The 18,367-nt window shown below is 45.6% G+C and carries 15 protein-coding genes; 11 read left to right on the top strand and 4 right to left on the bottom strand.

The features are described 5' to 3' along the window. Positions 1 to 81: 81 nt before the first annotated feature. Together NSQ91_RS28025 and NSQ91_RS28020 are read left to right on the top strand one after the other, a co-directional pair. A complete protein-coding gene (locus tag NSQ91_RS28025) occupies positions 82 to 855 on the top strand; it encodes a hypothetical protein (RefSeq protein WP_076185447.1) in 774 nt (257 codons plus the stop codon). A gap of 105 nt (positions 856 to 960) precedes the next feature. Then, positions 961 to 1,794 carry a prohibitin family protein gene (locus tag NSQ91_RS28020; protein WP_076128733.1) on the top strand — a complete coding sequence of 278 codons (834 nt, stop codon included), beginning with the start codon at positions 961 to 963 and terminating at the stop codon, positions 1,792 to 1,794. A 417-nt stretch (positions 1,795 to 2,211) separates the two neighbouring features. On the opposite strand, the gene NSQ91_RS28015 is transcribed toward NSQ91_RS28020, so the two are convergent. Continuing rightward, positions 2,212 to 3,204, bottom strand: coding sequence for a ketoacyl-ACP synthase III (locus NSQ91_RS28015; protein ID WP_076219606.1), 993 nt, complete (start codon positions 3,202 to 3,204; stop codon positions 2,212 to 2,214). Positions 3,205 to 3,214: 10 nt separating this feature from the next. Next, on the bottom strand, positions 3,215 to 3,556 hold the full coding sequence (locus NSQ91_RS28010) for a hypothetical protein (RefSeq protein WP_076185444.1): 342 nt from the start codon (positions 3,554 to 3,556) through the stop codon (positions 3,215 to 3,217). A 297-nt stretch (positions 3,557 to 3,853) separates the two neighbouring features. Between NSQ91_RS28010 and deoC the strand changes: the two genes are divergently transcribed. From deoC to NSQ91_RS27975, 7 genes are all read left to right on the top strand, one after another. Next, positions 3,854 to 4,531, top strand: coding sequence for a deoxyribose-phosphate aldolase (gene deoC / locus NSQ91_RS28005; RefSeq protein ID WP_036680262.1), 678 nt, complete (start codon positions 3,854 to 3,856; stop codon positions 4,529 to 4,531). 310 nt (positions 4,532 to 4,841) lie between these two features. Continuing rightward, on the top strand, positions 4,842 to 6,134 hold the full coding sequence (locus tag NSQ91_RS28000) for a homocysteine synthase (RefSeq protein ID WP_036680260.1): 1,293 nt from the start codon (positions 4,842 to 4,844) through the stop codon (positions 6,132 to 6,134). A gap of 210 nt (positions 6,135 to 6,344) precedes the next feature. Continuing rightward, entirely contained in the window at positions 6,345 to 7,415 is a 1,071-nt protein-coding gene (locus NSQ91_RS27995; protein WP_340920818.1) for a hypothetical protein, read from the top strand. Between the two features lie 1,120 nt (positions 7,416 to 8,535). Then, positions 8,536 to 9,675 (top strand): 3-dehydroquinate synthase, encoded by a 1,140-nt coding sequence (gene aroB / locus NSQ91_RS27990; protein WP_076185442.1) that lies wholly within the window; start codon positions 8,536 to 8,538, stop codon positions 9,673 to 9,675. 324 nt (positions 9,676 to 9,999) lie between these two features. After that, a complete protein-coding gene (locus tag NSQ91_RS27985; RefSeq protein WP_076304777.1) occupies positions 10,000 to 11,964 on the top strand; it encodes a heavy metal translocating P-type ATPase in 1,965 nt (654 codons plus the stop codon). A gap of 183 nt (positions 11,965 to 12,147) precedes the next feature. Continuing rightward, positions 12,148 to 13,089 carry a thioredoxin-disulfide reductase gene (trxB, locus tag NSQ91_RS27980; RefSeq protein ID WP_076128718.1) on the top strand — a complete coding sequence of 314 codons (942 nt, stop codon included), beginning with the start codon at positions 12,148 to 12,150 and terminating at the stop codon, positions 13,087 to 13,089. A gap of 32 nt (positions 13,090 to 13,121) precedes the next feature. Then, positions 13,122 to 13,355, top strand: a complete 234-nt coding sequence (locus tag NSQ91_RS27975) for a glutaredoxin family protein (protein ID WP_076128716.1) — start codon at positions 13,122 to 13,124, stop codon at positions 13,353 to 13,355. Positions 13,356 to 13,493: 138 nt separating this feature from the next. On the opposite strand, the gene NSQ91_RS27970 is transcribed toward NSQ91_RS27975, so the two are convergent. Continuing rightward, the gene (locus NSQ91_RS27970; RefSeq protein WP_036680251.1) at positions 13,494 to 13,694 is read right to left on the bottom strand and encodes a hypothetical protein; all 201 of its coding nucleotides are present in this window, start codon (positions 13,692 to 13,694) and stop codon (positions 13,494 to 13,496) included. Between the two features lie 192 nt (positions 13,695 to 13,886). Continuing rightward, positions 13,887 to 15,047: an ROK family transcriptional regulator gene (locus tag NSQ91_RS27965; protein WP_340920813.1), complete on the bottom strand. Its 1,161-nt coding sequence runs from the start codon at positions 15,045 to 15,047 to the stop codon at positions 13,887 to 13,889. A gap of 268 nt (positions 15,048 to 15,315) precedes the next feature. Between NSQ91_RS27965 and xylA the strand changes: the two genes are divergently transcribed. Beyond that, complete coding sequence (gene xylA, locus NSQ91_RS27960) at positions 15,316 to 16,632, top strand: xylose isomerase (protein ID WP_076128712.1); 1,317 nt, start codon at positions 15,316 to 15,318, stop codon at positions 16,630 to 16,632. Positions 16,633 to 16,819: 187 nt separating this feature from the next. Then, entirely contained in the window at positions 16,820 to 18,316 is a 1,497-nt protein-coding gene (gene xylB, locus NSQ91_RS27955; RefSeq protein WP_076128710.1) for a xylulokinase, read from the top strand. Positions 18,317 to 18,367: the final 51 nt, after the last annotated feature.

Below are 18,367 nucleotides of genomic sequence, written 5' to 3'. Positions count from 1 at the left end.
AAAAGTAACATTTGAATGCCTAACTTCATCTATGATTAGTGAAAGATTTATTTTTAAAAAGAGGTTAGGAAGTGATCAAGGATGTTTCCTTTACATAAATCCGTTACGCTGACAGCCTTGCTTCTAATGAATCTACTGGCAGGTTGCCAACATCAGGTGGACCCATCCCCCGCTCAATCGGCTAACGACTACCACACCTCAAGACCGAAGCCAACAAACACCGCTGCTAACCTCATTAAGCTGGAGTGGAACCTGGTGGATACAATGCCCATAGTCTCTCAACTAAGTGCTCCACCCACAGGCGCTACTTTGATTACAGAGAAGAAGCTGGAGGATTTTGGAGGAGTCAAAGTGAGTGTGTATACGATGGCTAGTGACGAAGACTATGTGTATGCCAGAACTTCTACTTCCAAAGGACAATACAGTCTAGGGGCGATAGGAACTTATAATTATCGTCAACCGGAGGATATGAAGGTAGAAGTAGTGCGGCTATTTAGCGAAAAGGTGTTGAAAATCACCGGGGGACTAGGAGCAAATAACTCGCTCAGTAACTATTATTTAATCGACGAGAGCGGTAACCCCTCGGGTTTGCTGCAAATTGATACCGGACATTCCAAAGAGCTGGATGTTGATCAGGATGGATCTTTTGAGGGTGTAGCCGCACATGGAAATCCAATGAGTGCCTATATTTACCGCTGGAATGTTGATCACGCTGAGATAACTTTTGTTAATGATGCTTTAAAGGCGGACTCCGTGGTGCTAACGGATGAAGGAATATATGAAGCTTCTAATATCGGGGACAAGCAGAGCAAGAAATTCCGGTTGACCGTAGAAGGACTGATTCCAGAGCGGTAACGCCATGACCACTGCTGTTGAAATATTTCCTGCGACCATTTACCCTAAACCTCCGTATAGACGGTTAAGCTTGAATGAGTATCCATAATCTAGGAGGGGTATTGGATGAATATGCAAATGAATCCGAAATTGAAACAGCTGCGTCCGGGAAAAATAGTCACCGGTATTGCAGCGGTGCTTATTGTATTGTTGATCGGCGCGAACTCTTTTGTATCTGTGGAATATGGGCATGTAGGTTTATACAAAACCTTTGGTAAATTAAATGACAATACATTGTCACCCGGCATTCATTTTAAAATTCCATTTATTCAGACGGTGATTCAGGTCAATACACAGGTAACGAAGGCGGAGACCGATACTTCAGCCTCTTCAAAAGATCTTCAGCCCGTGTCCACACATGTGGCGGTGAACTATTCCGTAAATAAGGCTTCCGCCTTTAATCTGATGAACAATATCGGAGGTAATTTTGATAGTGTAATTATCAATCCGGCCATTCAAGAAATCGTTAAAGAAGTGACAGCCAAATATCCAGCAGAGGATTTGATTACGCGTCGTGATGTAGTGTCTAGTGAGATTAGTGAGCACTTAACCGCTAGGCTGGCAAAATATGACCTGATCGTCAACGATATTAACATCGTTAACTTTAAATTCTCGGAGGCATTTAACCAGTCGATTGAAGCAAAGCAGGTCGCCCAGCAGCAGGCGCTGAAGGCCGAAAATGATCTCCGGCGGATTGAGATTGAAGCGAAGCAAAAAATCGCCCAGGCGCAAGCAGAGGCTGAATCTTTAAGACTTAAGAAGCAAGAGGTTACACCTGAGCTGGTGCAGCTGAAGCAAATTGAAGTTCAGGAGAAAGCGCTGGAAAAATGGAACGGCGTGTTGCCATCTGTAACAGGGGGAGCCACACCTTTTGTGGATGTTCAATCCCTGACTAAATAATTCATTATTGGGTTTCTGATCTATTTCACAATTTGCTGTTCTGTGATTGAGATCGTAGCTGTCTGCTTCAACAGAGTATTTATTATCCCTTTACGCTTACGGACTCAGAAGATGTTATTTGTAAGTTTTAAGGCTTAGGAGCATGGCTTCGGACTCCAGTGGCGCTATCCCTTAGGTAGAGGTTCGGATTTGGTGTTTTTTATGCCAATAGCGGCTATGGGGTCCGATAGTTTCCCAAATGTGCAATTATGCTGCCTATAAGGTCAGCTGAATCCGATAGTGGCTCGTACGCAAAAAAGCTCCCTATTTTACCTTATATAATTCCGGGTTTGGCAATAAGGACAGCCCATAGTGTATCAACAACTGATCCTCTGATAGGAAAGCCCTACTTCTATAGAAGTAGGGCTTTTTATGCTATTAATATTGATAAAGCATCGTAGGAATTTGCCAGCCAGCGCCAACTGACCAAAAGAAGACATAATCGCCACGTTTAATTCGTCCGTCCTCGACTCCGCGTTGAAAGGCGATAAAAGGACTGCTTGTGGCTGTGTAGCCGAACTCGTCGCCTACATAAATGAACTTTTCTGCGGTTAGCCCAAGTCCGATTTGGATGAGCTCGATATTTTTCAGTGAGAATTGTGAAAGGCAGAATGCAGAGATATCATCCGTAGTCAGACCGTTGCGTGAGAGAAGCTCCTTCATATCCGCTATAGCCGCATCCACACACACTGTACCGTCAAAAGGGGTCCACCGTATCCGAATCTGCTCTGGGGTCATACCCTCTTGATAAATATTCGACAGGCCGCAGGCCGGGAACATAATATTTTCGGATCCTTCAGAATCGGTGTAATAAAGGGAATCTATGAAGCCTGCATACTCACTGCTGCGCTCTAGAATCACTGCTGCTGCGGCGTCCCCAAAGTTAGGGTAAGTAATTTCATCATCTGTATTGCAGTTCACTGAGCTGTAGTCGCTTCCTACAACGAGTGCGTACCTGATGCTGGGATTGGCTTGCATATAACGACTTGTCTGCTCCACGGCGGAGACCATTCCTGCGCAGTTAGCATTGGAATCCTGCGTAATGGTCCGGTGTTTACCTTGAAGCATACGGTGTAGGAGAAGTGCATTGGTAGGATAGGTGTACTCTGGCGTCTGTGAAGCGAACATGATCATGTCCATATCCTCACCTTGCAAATTCGCTTCGCTAAGCACTTTTTGGGCAGCCTTTAATCCCATCGTCAGAGCATTTTCACCCTGTTCTTTTACGATGTATCTCCGGTCGCGACCCATGACTTCTAGGAATCGTTTGATGTCCTTGCCCATACTCTGAAAATGCTTCAGATAATATTCGTTATCTACGATATGCTCTGGGTGGTAATAAGCAGCTTGGCGAATCGCTATATGTCCCAAGTGGCGCCTCCTATGCTTCAATAATTTCGTAATTTTCTAATTTCGTTGCCCGTGCCACTCGGCTTAACTGCATTTTTAGGACAGGGCTTTTGGCAATAATAAAGGTTACTTTTTTAAATCCGGATTGTTTGTACAGTATGTAGCATTGCTCAAGCATGGGAAGTGTGTCCTTTGAGGATACATTCAATGTCTTGCAATCTAGGATGATCTCATATTGTTTCGGGTCGAATGCACTTATGATTTGGTTGTACTCATTAATGAAACGTCCTGCATCTTCTGGCGACATAGTTCCTTCGACTTGTACATTCAGTTTTTGATCTGTAGCATTTGTGGCGAAATTGAAGTTTCCCATTTTTGATTAATCTCCTCCTAAGTTTTATCTAAGAAAAATTTTGATGAATAGGATAAAAAAACCTATTTATCTAAGACTATTATCGTATTTTTAATTGGGAAAGTTTAGGGGATTAAACCTTTATTTTTTTAAAAAGATAATTTAGGGAATGAGAAACTACTTAAAATCCATAAAATCTGCACAAATTAAGGTTTGAGGTAGGCATGCCCACCCTGTTTGCTTTGCAAAGCACAGTTCTATTGGTATGATTACAGAGATGAAAAAAACTACTATCCAAATCATGGAGGAATAATAAAAATGAGCGAAATTACACTATCGGGGATCATTGATCATACACTGCTTAAAGCAGATGCACGGAAAGAAGACATTATTAAATTGGCGGAGGAAGCTAAAACTTATAAGTTTGCTTCTGTTTGCGTAAACCCTGCTTGGGTAGCTACTGCCCATGAAGTGCTGAAAGATACGCCTGAGGTTAAAGTATGTACAGTAATCGGCTTCCCGCTGGGATCATCGACAACAGAGAGCAAAGCATTCGAGACTACCGATGCTATCGCTAAAGGTGCAGGCGAGGTGGATATGGTCATCAATATCGGAGCATTAAAAGATGGCAACGATGAGTTGGTTAAACGTGATATTGCAGCTGTTGTAGATGCAGCGCGCGGCAAAGCCCTGACAAAAGTCATCATTGAGGCTTGTCTGTTAACGGAAGAAGAAAAAGTTCGTGCCTGCAAGCTATCTGTTGAGGCCGGAGCAGATTACGTAAAAACATCCACTGGATTCTCTACAGGCGGGGCAACGAAAGAAGATATCGCGCTTATGCGTGCTACAGTTGGACCTAATATCGGTGTAAAAGCTTCCGGTGGTGTACGTAGTGCAGAAGATGCACATGTAATGGTACAAGCAGGTGCAAGCCGTATTGGAACTAGCGGTGGTGTAGCGATTGCTAAAGGCGAAACAAGCCAAAGCAATTACTAAGCCGAAGGGCTGAATCGGAAGCGGCGAGTGAGGAGGACAAGCTCATTCGCCGCTGTCCTGATTCAAGCTATTAACCGATCAGCTTGATTAGCGATTGTGTTTTATACATAAGTTTGAGGTTTTTATAATTTATATTGAAAGCGTTATCCAGTAGGTAGAGGACACTAGCAGAAGCATTTGACCAAAGTACAATAATTCACACCGGAATAATGAGATTTTTTTCTTTTCAAATGACGTGGTTTGTGAGAGAATGGGTACAATTCAAAATTGTTAATCATTTCTATACTTAATTATAGGGGAGGAAATACCTATGTCAGAAGATCGCAAGCTGTCGTTTGAAACTTTGGCTGTCCATGCAGGCCAGGAAATTGATCCAACTACTTTCTCACGTGCTGTACCGCTTTATCAGACCACTTCCTACGGGTTCCGTGATGCTGATCATGCAGCCGATCTGTTCGCGCTTAAAGAATTCGGTAATATTTATACTCGGCTGATGAACCCAACTACGGATGTATTTGAACAGCGTGTGGCAGCACTTGAGGGCGGGGCAGGTGCGCTTGCTACAGCTTCCGGGGCAGCGGCTATTTCCTTTTCCATTCTAAATATTGCGGGCGCTGGGGATGAAATTGTATCTGCAGCAAGCCTATATGGCGGAACTTATAATCTATTCTCGACAACACTGCCTAAGCTTGGTATTAAGGTACATTTCGTAGATTCGGATAATCCTGAGAACTTCCGTGCTGCGATTACAGATAAGACCAAAGCCTTGTATGCAGAAACAATCGGCAACCCACAGGGAAATGTTCTGGATATTGCGGCAGTTGCAGCGATCGCCCATGAACATGGGATTCCTCTCATCGTAGACAATACGTTCCCAAGTCCATATTTATTGCGTCCGATAGAGCATGGCGCGGACATTGTTGTCCATTCGGCAACCAAATTCATCGGCGGACATGGTACATCCATTGGCGGGATTATTGTTGACGGCGGTAAATTTGATTGGAAGGCAAGCGGTAAATTCCCAGGTCTTACGGAGCCAGATCCAAGCTATCATGGAGTGGTTTATACGGAAGCGGTGGGCCCGATTGCTTATATTATTAAAGCCCGCGTTCAATTGCTTCGCGATTTAGGGGCGGCGATTTCTCCGTTCAACTCTTGGATGCTGCTGCAAGGTCTGGAGACTCTTCATTTGCGGATGGAACGTCATAGCCAGAATGCGCTGAAGGTAGCGCAATATTTGGAGGCACATTCAGATGTGGAATGGGTAAGTTATTCGGGACTTCCTACGCATCCATCTCATGAATTGGCGCAAAAGTATTTGCCTAAAGGCCAAGGTGCGATCCTTACTTTTGGTATTAAAGGTGGAAGTGCTGCGGGACGTAAGCTGATTGAGAATGTGAAGTTGTTCTCTCATTTAGCGAATGTTGGGGATTCCAAGTCATTGATCATCCACCCAGCGAGCACAACTCATGCACAGCTGTCGGATGAAGAGCAAATCACAGCCGGAGTAACGCCGGAATTGCTGCGTTTGTCGATCGGGACGGAGTCCATTGATGATATTATCTATGATCTGGAGCAAGCTATTGCTGCCAGTCAACAATAGAAGTTTATATTTCGAAAAGCATTACCGCTCTGCGGTAATGCTTTTTTTGTTGCCTAAAAAAGTTGGAATATTCATCGGATTTGGCAACGCTTGCATATTTCAGGTGTGGCTCCCGTATTTATAAGTGAGGTAGGTAATGAAATGTCGGTCGCTTATGTTATATAGCTTGGCATACCGGCAGCAATCCAAAGATAAAGGGTGGGTGCGAGGATGAAGGGTGAACGTCAGCAGGATGGTTTGCGGAGTAGTGAAGATCGCCCGTTCAAGTTCATGTATAAGGCTGGTGATCGGACTGTGGGAATGGAAATGAGCCAAGCTGGATCCGTAGCCTCCGCTGCCGCAGAATTTATCGCTGGAGTAGAGCAGAGGGATGTCATTGAGCCTTTGAAGCGGTCTTATTTTAAGCGGCCGGGGGAACCATCGACATTTCTAGTGCTGCGTGAAGGAAGAGAAGAACGTCTTGCTGGACGGGAAGGAACAAGGACTGTTCAAGCGGGCCCGTGTTTGATACGGAGTGAGGAATGGCTGCTGGAACCAGAGCTGTTCTGTCTTTATGAGAACTGGTTATCTAGCGAGGATGAACTCCAAACAGCGCGTATTCTGCAGCGAATCTCTTATCGTCTGCGCGCAGCTGTTGTAGAGCTGCTCGAATCTCCGGATGGCGAATGGGCGGCAGTCACCCTGCTGCATCCAGAGTCACTTGCGGTGGCGCAGCCCGCCAAGCTTGCCGCGCTTCAGGACGCGCAGCTCGAAGCGCTGTTCGCTGCGGTGGCGGAGAGCCAGCGGCAAGGCGGCGATTGCCGCCTTGACCTGCTGGTCGCCTACACCGCAAGCGCAGCCGAATTCGCCGCAAAGCGCGAATTCATCGAAGACGTGGCCGATCAGACACTCGGCCACGCTTATGCGGCGGCATGCCGCATCGGGGCGCTGATCGCGCCCGATGTGGAGCCTGCCGCCGCTGCGGAAATCGCGCGTATCGCCGATTTCCTAGTGCTGGACGGCGCGGCGGGCGAACACGCGCCGGAAGAGACCGCCGCGGAGGAATTCGCCCTGGCGGCGGGGAAGATCTTTGCCGCCGTGACGAGCGTGAAGCCGGCGGCGGTGGTGCTCGCCGCGGGGACACCGGCGGCGTCGGCTTTGGCCGATCTGTATCAGATCGGGCTCAGCGGGATCTTTTGCAGCGCCGGTCAGCGGACCGAAGCGCTGCTGAGAGCGGCCTGCCTGATCTGGATCGCCAGGCAGCGAGAAACGCTGGATACTGCCGCCGGGGGAAGGCAGTAAGCTTTTTCTGATGAACGATACGGTGCAGTTCATATAAGAATCGAAAAAAGACTTCAGAGCAGCGATTATCCGGTTATAGGAGAATCGTTGCTTTGTTTTTTTGGTCGTTAGCTGCCTGCTTCAACAGCGTACATATATCCCTTTACTCAATCACTATACTCAACCTCCGTACTTAAACTAATCGTGCACCTCTGCACTTAAACTAATCAACACGCAAAGTCTGCACTTAACCTCCGCCCCCTGATGCTTAAGGACCCAGATGACGCTATTTGCCTGATTTTAGCTTTTTAAGCATGGTTTCGGACACCAGAGACACTATTCGTTAGGAAGAGGTACATATTTGGTGCTTTTCAGGTCAATAGCTGCAATGGAGTCCGTTAGAATACCAAATGTGTTTAAAATCAGCGATTAGGGTCAGCTGAGTCCGATAATAGCAACATACGCGAGCAACTTGCATCATACGCTCATCAATCGTGTCGTACTCATACTTTGAACTCAACCTCCGTACTCCCACCCTGTGCCCAACCTCCGTTCTTAAACTAATCTGGCACTCATGCTTTTGGATGCAACCTCCGCACTCCCACCCTGTGCCCAACCTCCGCACTTAAACTAATCGTGCACCTCTGCACTTAAACTAATCAACACTCAAAGTCTGCACTTAACCTCCGCCCCCTGATGCTTAAGGACCCAGATGACGCTATTTGCCTGATTTTAGCTTTTTAAGCATGGTTTCGGACACCAGAGACACTATTCGTTAGGAAGAGGTACATATTTGGTGCTTTTCAGGTCAATAGCTGCAATGGAGTCCGTTAGAATACCAAATGTGTTTAAAATCAGCGATTAGGGTCAGCTGAGTCCGATAGTAGCAACATACGCGAGCAACTTGCATCATACGTTCATCACTCGTGTCGTATTCATACTTTGCGCTCAACCTCCGTACTCAACCCCGCACTCAAACTAATCTGCACCGATCCTTTCTACTATCACCAGTAGCTACAGACAACATTAGTTTTAGGACATCCACATACGTTTCCAGCTTCTTCTTACATTTTACATAAACAGGATAATGACAGTGAAGGCTCGAATTTTATTAGCATCTTGCTGAATAGGGGTGCTGTAGATGTCTACAAATTTTAGAGTTGGCCTGCAAAAGGTTGTAGATCATTCTTACGATATTGAGATTGGGGAAGGTCTTTTTGGCGCTCTGATCGAGGATTTGAAACATGGAATTGTCGAGAATGTAAGCAAATTCGCGATTGTTACAGATTCAAAAGTTGAAGCCCTGTATGGACAAGCCTTGCTGGAACAACTGCATCAGAATGATTTTCAAGCGGAGTTATTTTCTTTCCCTGCTGGAGAGAAGTCTAAAACCCGAGAAACGAAGGCACAGCTGGAGGACCGGCTATTAAGCCGTTCTTACGGACGAGATTGCTGTATCCTTGCCATCGGAGGTGGAGCGGTAACGGATTTGGCAGGTTTTTTGGCTGGAACATTTGGTCGGGGAGTGCCAAGTTTGAACTATGCAACTACCCTTTTAGCAGCAGCGGATGCTTCAATTGGTGGTAAAACGGGCGTGAATACACCAGTTGCAACCAATCTAATTGGTGTTTTTCATCAGCCTAAAAAGGTCTACATCGACCTAGCCACTTGGAAAACGCTTCCGGTACGTGAGCTTCGTAGTGGTTTGGCTGAAACAATCAAACATGCCTGCATCGCGGATGCTGACTTTTTTGAGTTTCTTGAACAGAATATGGAGCGAGTGGTCTCCTCAGATGGCGAACTTGTATTAGATCGAGAGGTTTGCGAACGGATTGCTTTTCATAATTGTGAGATCAAGTATAGCGTGGTGGAAAAGGATGAACTGGAGAGCAACCTGCGCCAAATTCTAAATCTGGGGCATACTGCTGGCCGGGCGTTAGAGGCTTTAAGTGGTTATGAATTATTACATGGTGAGGCTATTGCGATTGGACTCGCGGTTCAGGTGCAGCTGGCAGAGCAGTTGGGGTATGTAACGGCTGACCAAACTCAGCGTGTGATTGCTTTGTTGAAGAAGGCGGGACTTCCGACTGAAATACCAGCAACCATTACAAATAGAATGCTGATTGATAAGATGTATACGGATAAAAAGGTTCGCAAAGGGCGTATACGGTTTGTGTTCCAAGCTGGAATTGGAGCGATGAAGTCTTTTGAAGGTGGAGCTTATTCGACGCCAGTCGAAGAGCAAGTCCTATCCGAGCTTTTAAATAAAATACGCAGCTAAGAGAGGAAAACGTTAGTTTAAATTTATGACAAATAGCCTAGAAGGTAGGGTTTACTTTTTCGTTCAAGGTGGTATTATTAAAATATAAGTTGCACTAAGGAAATATAGTTGTACTGTTGCAACAATGATTATCATTCTCACTACTCATAGTTATCATTCATGCTGTCCCGGCTAAGCCGGGGCAGCATGTGTCATTTTAGGGGTCTTAAGAATGGCTCTCATTATCATTTAGACAAAACAAAACGTATGCTCCCGAAGCAAGTTTTGTTGCAAAGAGAAGTCAATGAAGTAATCCTACACAAAACTTTCAGGATGGTGATTATTATGCAAGCAACATCAAAACATTTACCCCAGCAAACCTCAATCTCCGGCAGCATGAAGAAACCAGGCGCTCCAAAACGCCGGTTCGATCTGAGAGCCATGCTCAGCAACTCCGAGATGCAGGCTGCGCTTGGCAGCGGAGTACTTATGCTTTTTGCTTGGGCTATGGGCAGCTGGTCAGAAGTTTTCTCTATAGTACTTTATGTTATTTCGTATACCATTGGTGGCTGGAACAAAGCCAAAGAAGGCGTTGAGACGCTCGTCAAAGAACGTGATCTCGATGTGAACCTGCTGATGATTGCGGCCGCACTAGGCGCAGCTACCATTGGGTACTGGAATGAAGGTGCTATGCTCATCTTTATTTTTGCGCTTAGTGGAGCTTTAGAGAGCTATACGATGGAACGGAGTAAGAAGGATATTTCCTCACTTATGGCCTTGAAACCTGCCACAGCCATGCGGATTGAGAAAGGAAGCATGAACGAGGTAGCTATCGATCAGTTAGTAATTGGAGATCTGTTGCTTGTACGTCCAGGGGATCTTATTCCTGCAGATGGTAAGGTGTACAGAGGAGAATCGGCAGTAGATCAGGCTTCCATTACAGGAGAGTCAGTGCCTGTTGAAAAATGTGCCGGCAGCGAAGTATTCGCAGGTACGGTCAATGGAGAAGGCCCACTTTATATTGAAGTAACGAAATCAGCAGAGAACACACTTTTTTCCAAGATCATTAAGATGGTAGAAGAAGCAGAGACGGATGTTCCAAATTCACAGCGATTCATTAAAAGACTGGAAGCCATCTATGCACGGGTAGTTGTCGCCTCGACTGTGGCTCTTATTTTCCTTCCACCCTTTTTGCTAGACTGGAGCTGGAGCGCAACCTTTTATAAAGCGATGGTTTTTCTTGTAGTAGCCTCGCCTTGTGCGTTGGTCTCATCGATTATGCCTGCGATGCTGTCGGCGATTTCCAAAAGTGCGCGAAAAGGGGTTTTATTTAAAGGCGGGGTCCACCTCGAAAATATGGCCCGGACCTCTGTTGTAGCTTTTGATAAGACAGGGACCCTTACAGAGGGAACTCCGCAGGTGACAGACTTTATTGCAGCTGAAGGCTACAACCGGGAAGAATTACTGGCGATTAGCGCATCCATTGAGCATATGTCACGCCATCCATTGGCGGAAGCCATTGTGCGTAAAGCTGAGGAAGAATATCTGGAGCTGCGGGGAGTGCAGGAAAGTAAAACCATCACTGGCTGGGGAATTGAAGGTCAAGTTGACGGGCATCTCTGGAAAATTGGAAAGTCCAATTTACTGGATGAGCTGACTTCATCTGCGATGAACTCTGAGCTTGCATTCTGGAGAACTAAACGGCAGCAGTTGGCGGAAGAGGGGAAGACTGTCTCCATTATTTTGGACGGTGAGCATATTGCAGGTATGATTGCATTGCAGGATACAGTTCGCCCACAAGCAGAAGCCGCAGTGCGGAAGCTGCAGGAGCTGGGGATTAAAGTGGCTATGCTTACGGGTGACCGGGAAGCTACAGCAAAAGTTATTGCGGCTTCAACCGGAGTAGATTTAGTATTTGCCGACCTTTTACCAGAGGATAAAGTAAAGCATATTAAGGCGCTTCGTGAAGAGCACGGTAATGTTGTGATGGTGGGTGACGGTGTGAATGATGCGCCTGCTCTGGCTACAGCGACTGTTGGTATGGGAATGGGCATGAAAGGCAGTGGTGCAGCGCTTGAGATCGCCGATGTAGTGCTTATGAATGATAATATTGAAGAGATCGCCTCGACCATTTCATTGGCACGGCGCTCACAGCGTATTGTGAAGCAAAATATGATTTTTGCTGTAACAGTAATCGCGGTTCTGATGATCAGTAACTTTGTGCAGGGCATCGCCCTTCCTTTTGGCGTGATCGGTCATGAAGGCAGTACGATATTGGTTATTCTTAATGGGCTGCGATTGTTGCGGTAAGAGGTCAGTGATGTTACTGTGTATTATTTATTGCCAAAAATTAAATTGTTCACAAATGATTTTTCCCTGAGGGAGTCTGGCTTATTGACATTTTTGCTTTCAGTTAGCATAATTAAGACTACATTATAATTATTTTAAATAAGAAGCGACGTCACTGCCGTCTAACTCAAGGAGGATATAGATATGTATAAATCAATAATTGTTGGAACCGGACCGGCGGGGTTGACTGCTGCTATCTACTTGGCTCGTGCCAATTTGAACCCACTAGTAATCGAAGGACCTCAGCCTGGCGGACAATTGACCACCACTACAGAAGTGGAGAATTTCCCGGGATTTCCTGATGGAATTATGGGTCCAGACTTAATGGATAATATGCGTAAACAAGCTGAACGTTTTGGTGCGGAATTCCGTACGGGTTGGGTGAACAGTGTAGAACTTGGAGAGCGTCCTTTTAAGCTTAATGTTGAAGGATTGGGTGTTCTTACGACGGATACCCTGATCATTTCGACTGGCGCTACGGCAAAATACCTCGGTATCCCAGGCGAGCAGGATAATGTGGGACGCGGTGTGAGCACCTGTGCTACCTGTGATGGATTCTTCTTCCGTAATAAAGAGATCGTGGTTGTTGGCGGTGGAGATTCTGCGCTTGAGGAAGCGGGTTTCTTGACTCGTTTTGCCTCCAAAGTAACGCTGGTACACCGTCGTGAAGAGCTACGTGCTTCCAAGATCATGCAGGATCGCGTTCGCGATAATGTTAAAGTAGCTTGGAGCCTGAATCGTACTCCTCTGGAAGTAACTTCTGGAGACAAAGGCGTGAGTGGACTAAAAGTGCTGAACAATGAGACCGGACAAGAAGAAATCATTGAAGCAAGCGGAGTGTTTGTGGCGATTGGCCACCATCCTAACACTGCATTTTTGGGTGGACAAATCACAACTAATACTGAAGGTTATATCATGACTAACCCAGGTACTTCTGAAACTAATATCCCAGGCGTATTCGCTTGTGGTGATGTGCAGGATACCCGTTATAGACAAGCAATTACAGCAGCAGGCAGTGGATGTATGGCAGCTATGGATGCTGAGAAATACATTGAAAGTCTGGAACATAGCGCGGTTATTCTGTAACATAACTGTAATCTTCCATAGGAGGTCTAATGATGGAAAATGTAATTGTATATACATCAACAAATTGTCCACATTGCCGTCAGGTGAAGAGCTTTTTGAGTGAAAAAGGCGTAGCCTATGAAGAGCGTAATATTGAGCAGAATGATGATTACGCGCAGCAGGTTTGGGATATGGGAATGAGAGCTGTTCCTGTAACTGTAATTGGTGAGCACAAAATCGTGGGGATGAATAAAACTCAGTTCGACAAAGCATTGGCGACTGTTTAATTAAATATATTTCTGTGAGGAAATTGCAAAAGGTCGCTTCCATTTTGGAGGTGATCTTTTTGTGGTCTAAGTATACAAAAATAGCCTGACGCTAATATGCGCAGGCTATTTTTTATGATGTAAATCGCAAAGTTCAATTTAAGCTTGAGTGAAAGAGGTAATGATCTGAAATAGGACGTATACAGCAACACCGCTGCCGATCAGAATGAACCCTGATTTCTTTTTGGCTTGAAAAAAACGGAGCACACCGAGACTGATCAAAGGGGCAATAATGAGCAGAAAAAGCAACACAGTGATGAACATCTGTGCCGAGATATCAGACGTATCAACATAGGTCATGGACTCGCTCTCCATTTCAAAAAAGGGGTTGTAGTGATAAATGTCACACTAACTTATCCTTTATTATATAGGATTTAAGTTGCTTTTACTGCACTTTTGATCCACCTAAATGCGGCAATTTTACGTCAATTCTATCCGCTCTTGAATTTCACCCGTGAAACTGTCCCGCAAAACGTTGTCCATTAGACTACATTAAACGGTCACCCGAATATCGCCTAGAAAATGCATAACTGCAGAGAACCCCGCGCCTATCATCGTGCCTCGGCTGCCCAGCTTGGAGAAGGTAATCTCGAGCTGCTGCTTATGATAAGGAAGTGTACGCTCGGCTACAACCCGGCGAAGGGGCTCCCCTAACCAGGCTTCTGCTTCGGATAAGGCTCCACCGATGACAATCAGCTCTGGATTAAAGCTATTGATTAGATTCGTTACTCCGATGCCGAGATATTCACCCATAGATGAGAAGTGGCGCAAGGCGTCTTTTTGTCCAGCGGCTGCATAACGGACCAGTTCTTGTGTGGTATGAGCAGGGAGGGAGAACTCGGAATGGTCATAGGTTTTCTCCGAGGCATATAGCTCCCAACAGCCACGGCTCCCACAACTGCACGGCTTGCCTTGTGCTTCAATCGTCATATGTCCGGTCTCGCCGGCATATCCTCTTGCACCTTTGTACAGCTCTCCGCCAATAATAATACCGGATCCGATCCCTGAACCCGCACTGATATAGAGCAGATGTCTAACATCTTTTGCCGCCCCAAAGTTCAGTTCACCTTGTGCACCTGCGTTAGCTTCGTTATCAATAGTGACTGGAACCGCGAATTCCGCCTCCAAAATACCCCGCAGGTCGACCATTTCCCAGCCAAGGTTGGGAGCAAAAAGAACAACCCCGTTCTCATCCACCATCCCGGGGACACCTACTCCGATGCCGACGATACCGTATGGGGATTCAGGTGCTTTATCAATCAAGTCTGAAATTGTTTTTTTCATCCGTTCCAGTACATAAGGCAGAGCATGATTGTCCAGGGAGAAATCGCTTTCGAAAAGAATGCCACCACTTAAATCACATAAGACGGCTGTCAGTTGCTTCACCCGTAGCTCTATACCGATTACACTGCCGGCCATGCTGTTAAAATGCAGCATTAGCGGCTTACGTCCGCCACTGGATTGACCTGGTCCAACTTCAGTCACTAATTCTTGAGCGCATAGCTCAGCCACCAGATTGGATACGGTAGCTTTATTCAGTCCGGTCATCTCTGAAACCTTGGCGCGCGAGAGCGGAGAGTTCCTTCGAATAGTATGTAGTACGATCGATTTATTGATTTTTTTGACCAGCGCCTGATCTCCGGTAACCTTCACGAATCACACATCCTTTTTAGCATAGTTCCCTTTTGTTGTATGCCACTTAGTCTAGAGTGATGTGCTGGAAATTGCAATACATCGGCAGAAAAGAGGAAATCTATGTTTATTGGATTTTTTGAATATTAAACGGATAGGCAAGGGAGACTTAAAGAGGCGGAAATTTTATAAAAAAACTTTGTTTAACCAATATACAAAGTCAAAAAGATGTGTTAAGATGATGCTGTAAACGCTTGCTAGCGTAGCACAATATGAGGAGGATTACACAATGGCTTATTTTGAGACAGTGAACAAAATCTCTTACGAGGGAAGCCGTTCCACCAACCCTTATGCATTTAAATTCTACAATCCTAAAGAAGTCGTAGCCGGCAAAACTATGGAGGAACATCTGAAATTTGCAATGGCTTATTGGCATACATTAACTGCTGGCGGTTCTGATCCGTTTGGCGCTGAAACTGCAATTCGCAGCTGGGACAAATTGAGTGGTCTTGATAAAGCTAAAGCTCGCGCTGAAGCAGCATTCGAATTTATGGACAAGATGGATCTGCCTTACTTCTGCTTCCATGATGTAGATATCGCACCAGAAGGCGCATCTTTGCGTGAGTTCTACAGCAACATCGACACTATTGTTGATATCCTTGAACAAGGCATGAAGACTTCCGGCAAGAAATTGCTGTGGAATACAGCTAATATGTTCACTAACCCGCGTTATATGCACGGTGCAGGTTCTACACCTAACGCTGATGTTTTCGCACATGCAGCAGCACAAGTGAAGAAAGGTCTGGAAGTTGGTAAACGTCTGGGCGCAAGCAACTATGTATTCTGGGGTGGCCGTGAAGGTTACGAAGAATTGCTGAATACAGATATGGGTCTTGAACAAGATAACATTGCACGTCTGTTCAGCATGGCCGTAGATTACGCTAAGGAAATTGGCTTTGATGGTCAATTCCTGATCGAACCTAAACCAAAAGAGCCTACTAAACATCAATATGATTTCGATGCAGCAACAACAATTTCGTTCTTGCAAAAATACAACCTCGACAAGCACTTCAAGCTGAACCTTGAAGCTAACCACGCTACACTTGCAGGTCATACTTTTGAACATGAACTTCGTGTAGCTCGTATTAATGGCATGCTTGGATCACTTGACGCTAACCAAGGGGATACACTGCTTGGTTGGGATACTGATGAATTCCCAGTAAACATCTACGATGCAACACTTACTCTTTATGAAGTATTGAAGAATGACGGTCTTGGCAAAGGCGGAATTAACTTCGACGCTAAAGTACGTCGTCCTTCCTTCGAGCCACAAGATCTGTTCTTGGCACACATCGCTGGTATGGATACTTACGCAAAAGGCTTGAAAGTTGCTGCTAAATTAATCGAAGATCGCGTATTCGAAGATTTCATTGACAAACGCTACAGCAGCTTCACAGAAGGCGTTGGTGCAGACATCGTTTCCGGTAAAGCAACATTGGCTTCTTTGGCTGAATATGCTTTGAACAATGAGAACCCACGTCCTAACCAATCCGGACGTCAAGAATACCTGAGAGCTACCCTTAACCAATACATCTTGGCTGAGTAGTCCTTATAGGGAGCTTGAAGCTTAGGCTTTGAGTCGAGTTTGAACAAATGCAACGGGGGTTGCTGAAGAGAGCATTCTTCGGCAGCCCCCTTTTTGTAGTAAAAACTAAGCAAGATGCTTACGAAGTAAGTTTTGCTCGAAGTAATTCAATGAAGTCTATGCTAACAAAACTTTTAGGAGGTCAAAAATGAAATACGTTATAGGTGTTGATTTGGGGACTAGTGCAGTGAAGACTGTTCTAGTGGACCCGCAGGGGAAGGTGGCTTTTGAGCATTCCGAGTCCTACCCGCTAAGCAGACCCCAACCGAACTGGAGTGAGCAAAATCCTGAGGATTGGGTAAAAGGCACGCTGGTCAGCCTGCGCCGTCTGATTGAAGTATCAGGCATAGACCCGTCTCAAGTAGACGGTCTAAGTTTCTCCGGACAAATGCACGGATTGGTACTAGTAGATAAAGAAGGGCAAGTGCTGCGTCCAGCTATTCTTTGGAATGATACCCGTACTACTGCACAATGCCGTAAGATTGAGAAGACGCTTGGAACGAAGTTGATCGATATCGCCAGAAACAAAGCATTGGAAGGTTTTACACTGCCTAAGATTCTGTGGGTTCAAGAGAATGAACCAGAAGTATTATCACAGGCGCATCAGTTCCTGCTGCCAAAAGATTATGTTCGTTATCGGTTGACGGGTGATTATGCAATGGATTACTCCGATGCTGCCGGAACGTTGTTATTGGATGTAGGTTCTAAAGAATGGAGTGCAGAAATCGCAGAGGCTTTTGAACTTCCGCTTTCTCTTTGTCCTAGATTGGTAGAATCCTTTGAACAGACTGGAACTTTATTGCCGGACATTGCTGAAGCGTCAGGTCTTTTATCTTCAACGAAGGTATTTGCTGGTGGTGCAGATAATGCTTGTGGCGCGCTCGGAGCGGGTGTATTGGGAGAAGGCCGGACCATGTGCAGTATTGGTACATCTGGTGTAGTTCTTTCTTATGAGAGCAATAAAGATTTGAATCTCGAAGGCAAAGTCCATTTCTTTAACCATGGTGAAAAAGATGCCTACTATATTATGGGGGTTACACTAGCTGCTGGTCATAGCCTTACGTGGTTCAAAGAAACCTTTGCGGCGGACAAAAGCTTTGATGAGCTGTTAAGCGGAGTTTCCTCTATTCCAGCTGGCAGCGGCGGCCTGTTATTCACACCTTATATTGTAGGAGAACGTACACCACATCCAGATGCGAATATTCGCGGAAGCTTTATTGGTATGGATTCAGGGCATACGTTGACGCATTTTACACGTGCAGTATTAGAAGGCATTACCTTCTCACTGCGTGAATCCATTGAGATTGTACGTGAGTCAGGCAAAGAGATTACAGAGATCATTGCAATTGGTGGTGGAGCTAAAAATGAGGCTTGGCTGCAAATGCAGGCTGATATTTTCAATGCATCCATCGTGAAGCTGGAAAGTGAACAGGGTCCGGCAATGGGAGCAGCTATGCTGGCGGCTTATGGAAGCGGATGGTTCACATCCCTTGCGGAATGTGCAGAAGCGTTTATCCGTCCTGCTGATGTTTATAAACCAGATCCGAAACAAACGGCAATCTATGACGGTCTATTCAACCTCTATCAGGAAGTTTATGGACAGACCCGCGAATTGAATAACAAGCTGGCTGCATATCGCCAATAAAACGCCATTTATCAATCTGTCTGATATAAAAGAGGTCTTTCGCATCTGGCG

Origin of the sequence: Paenibacillus sp. FSL R7-0048 (genome assembly GCF_038004505.1) — a bacterium.
In the GTDB taxonomy this organism is placed as follows: domain Bacteria; phylum Bacillota; class Bacilli; order Paenibacillales; family Paenibacillaceae; genus Paenibacillus_AQ; species Paenibacillus_AQ odorifer.
The sequence above is the reverse complement of the archived record's forward strand: the minus strand, read 5'-3'. Positions and strand labels throughout refer to the sequence as shown.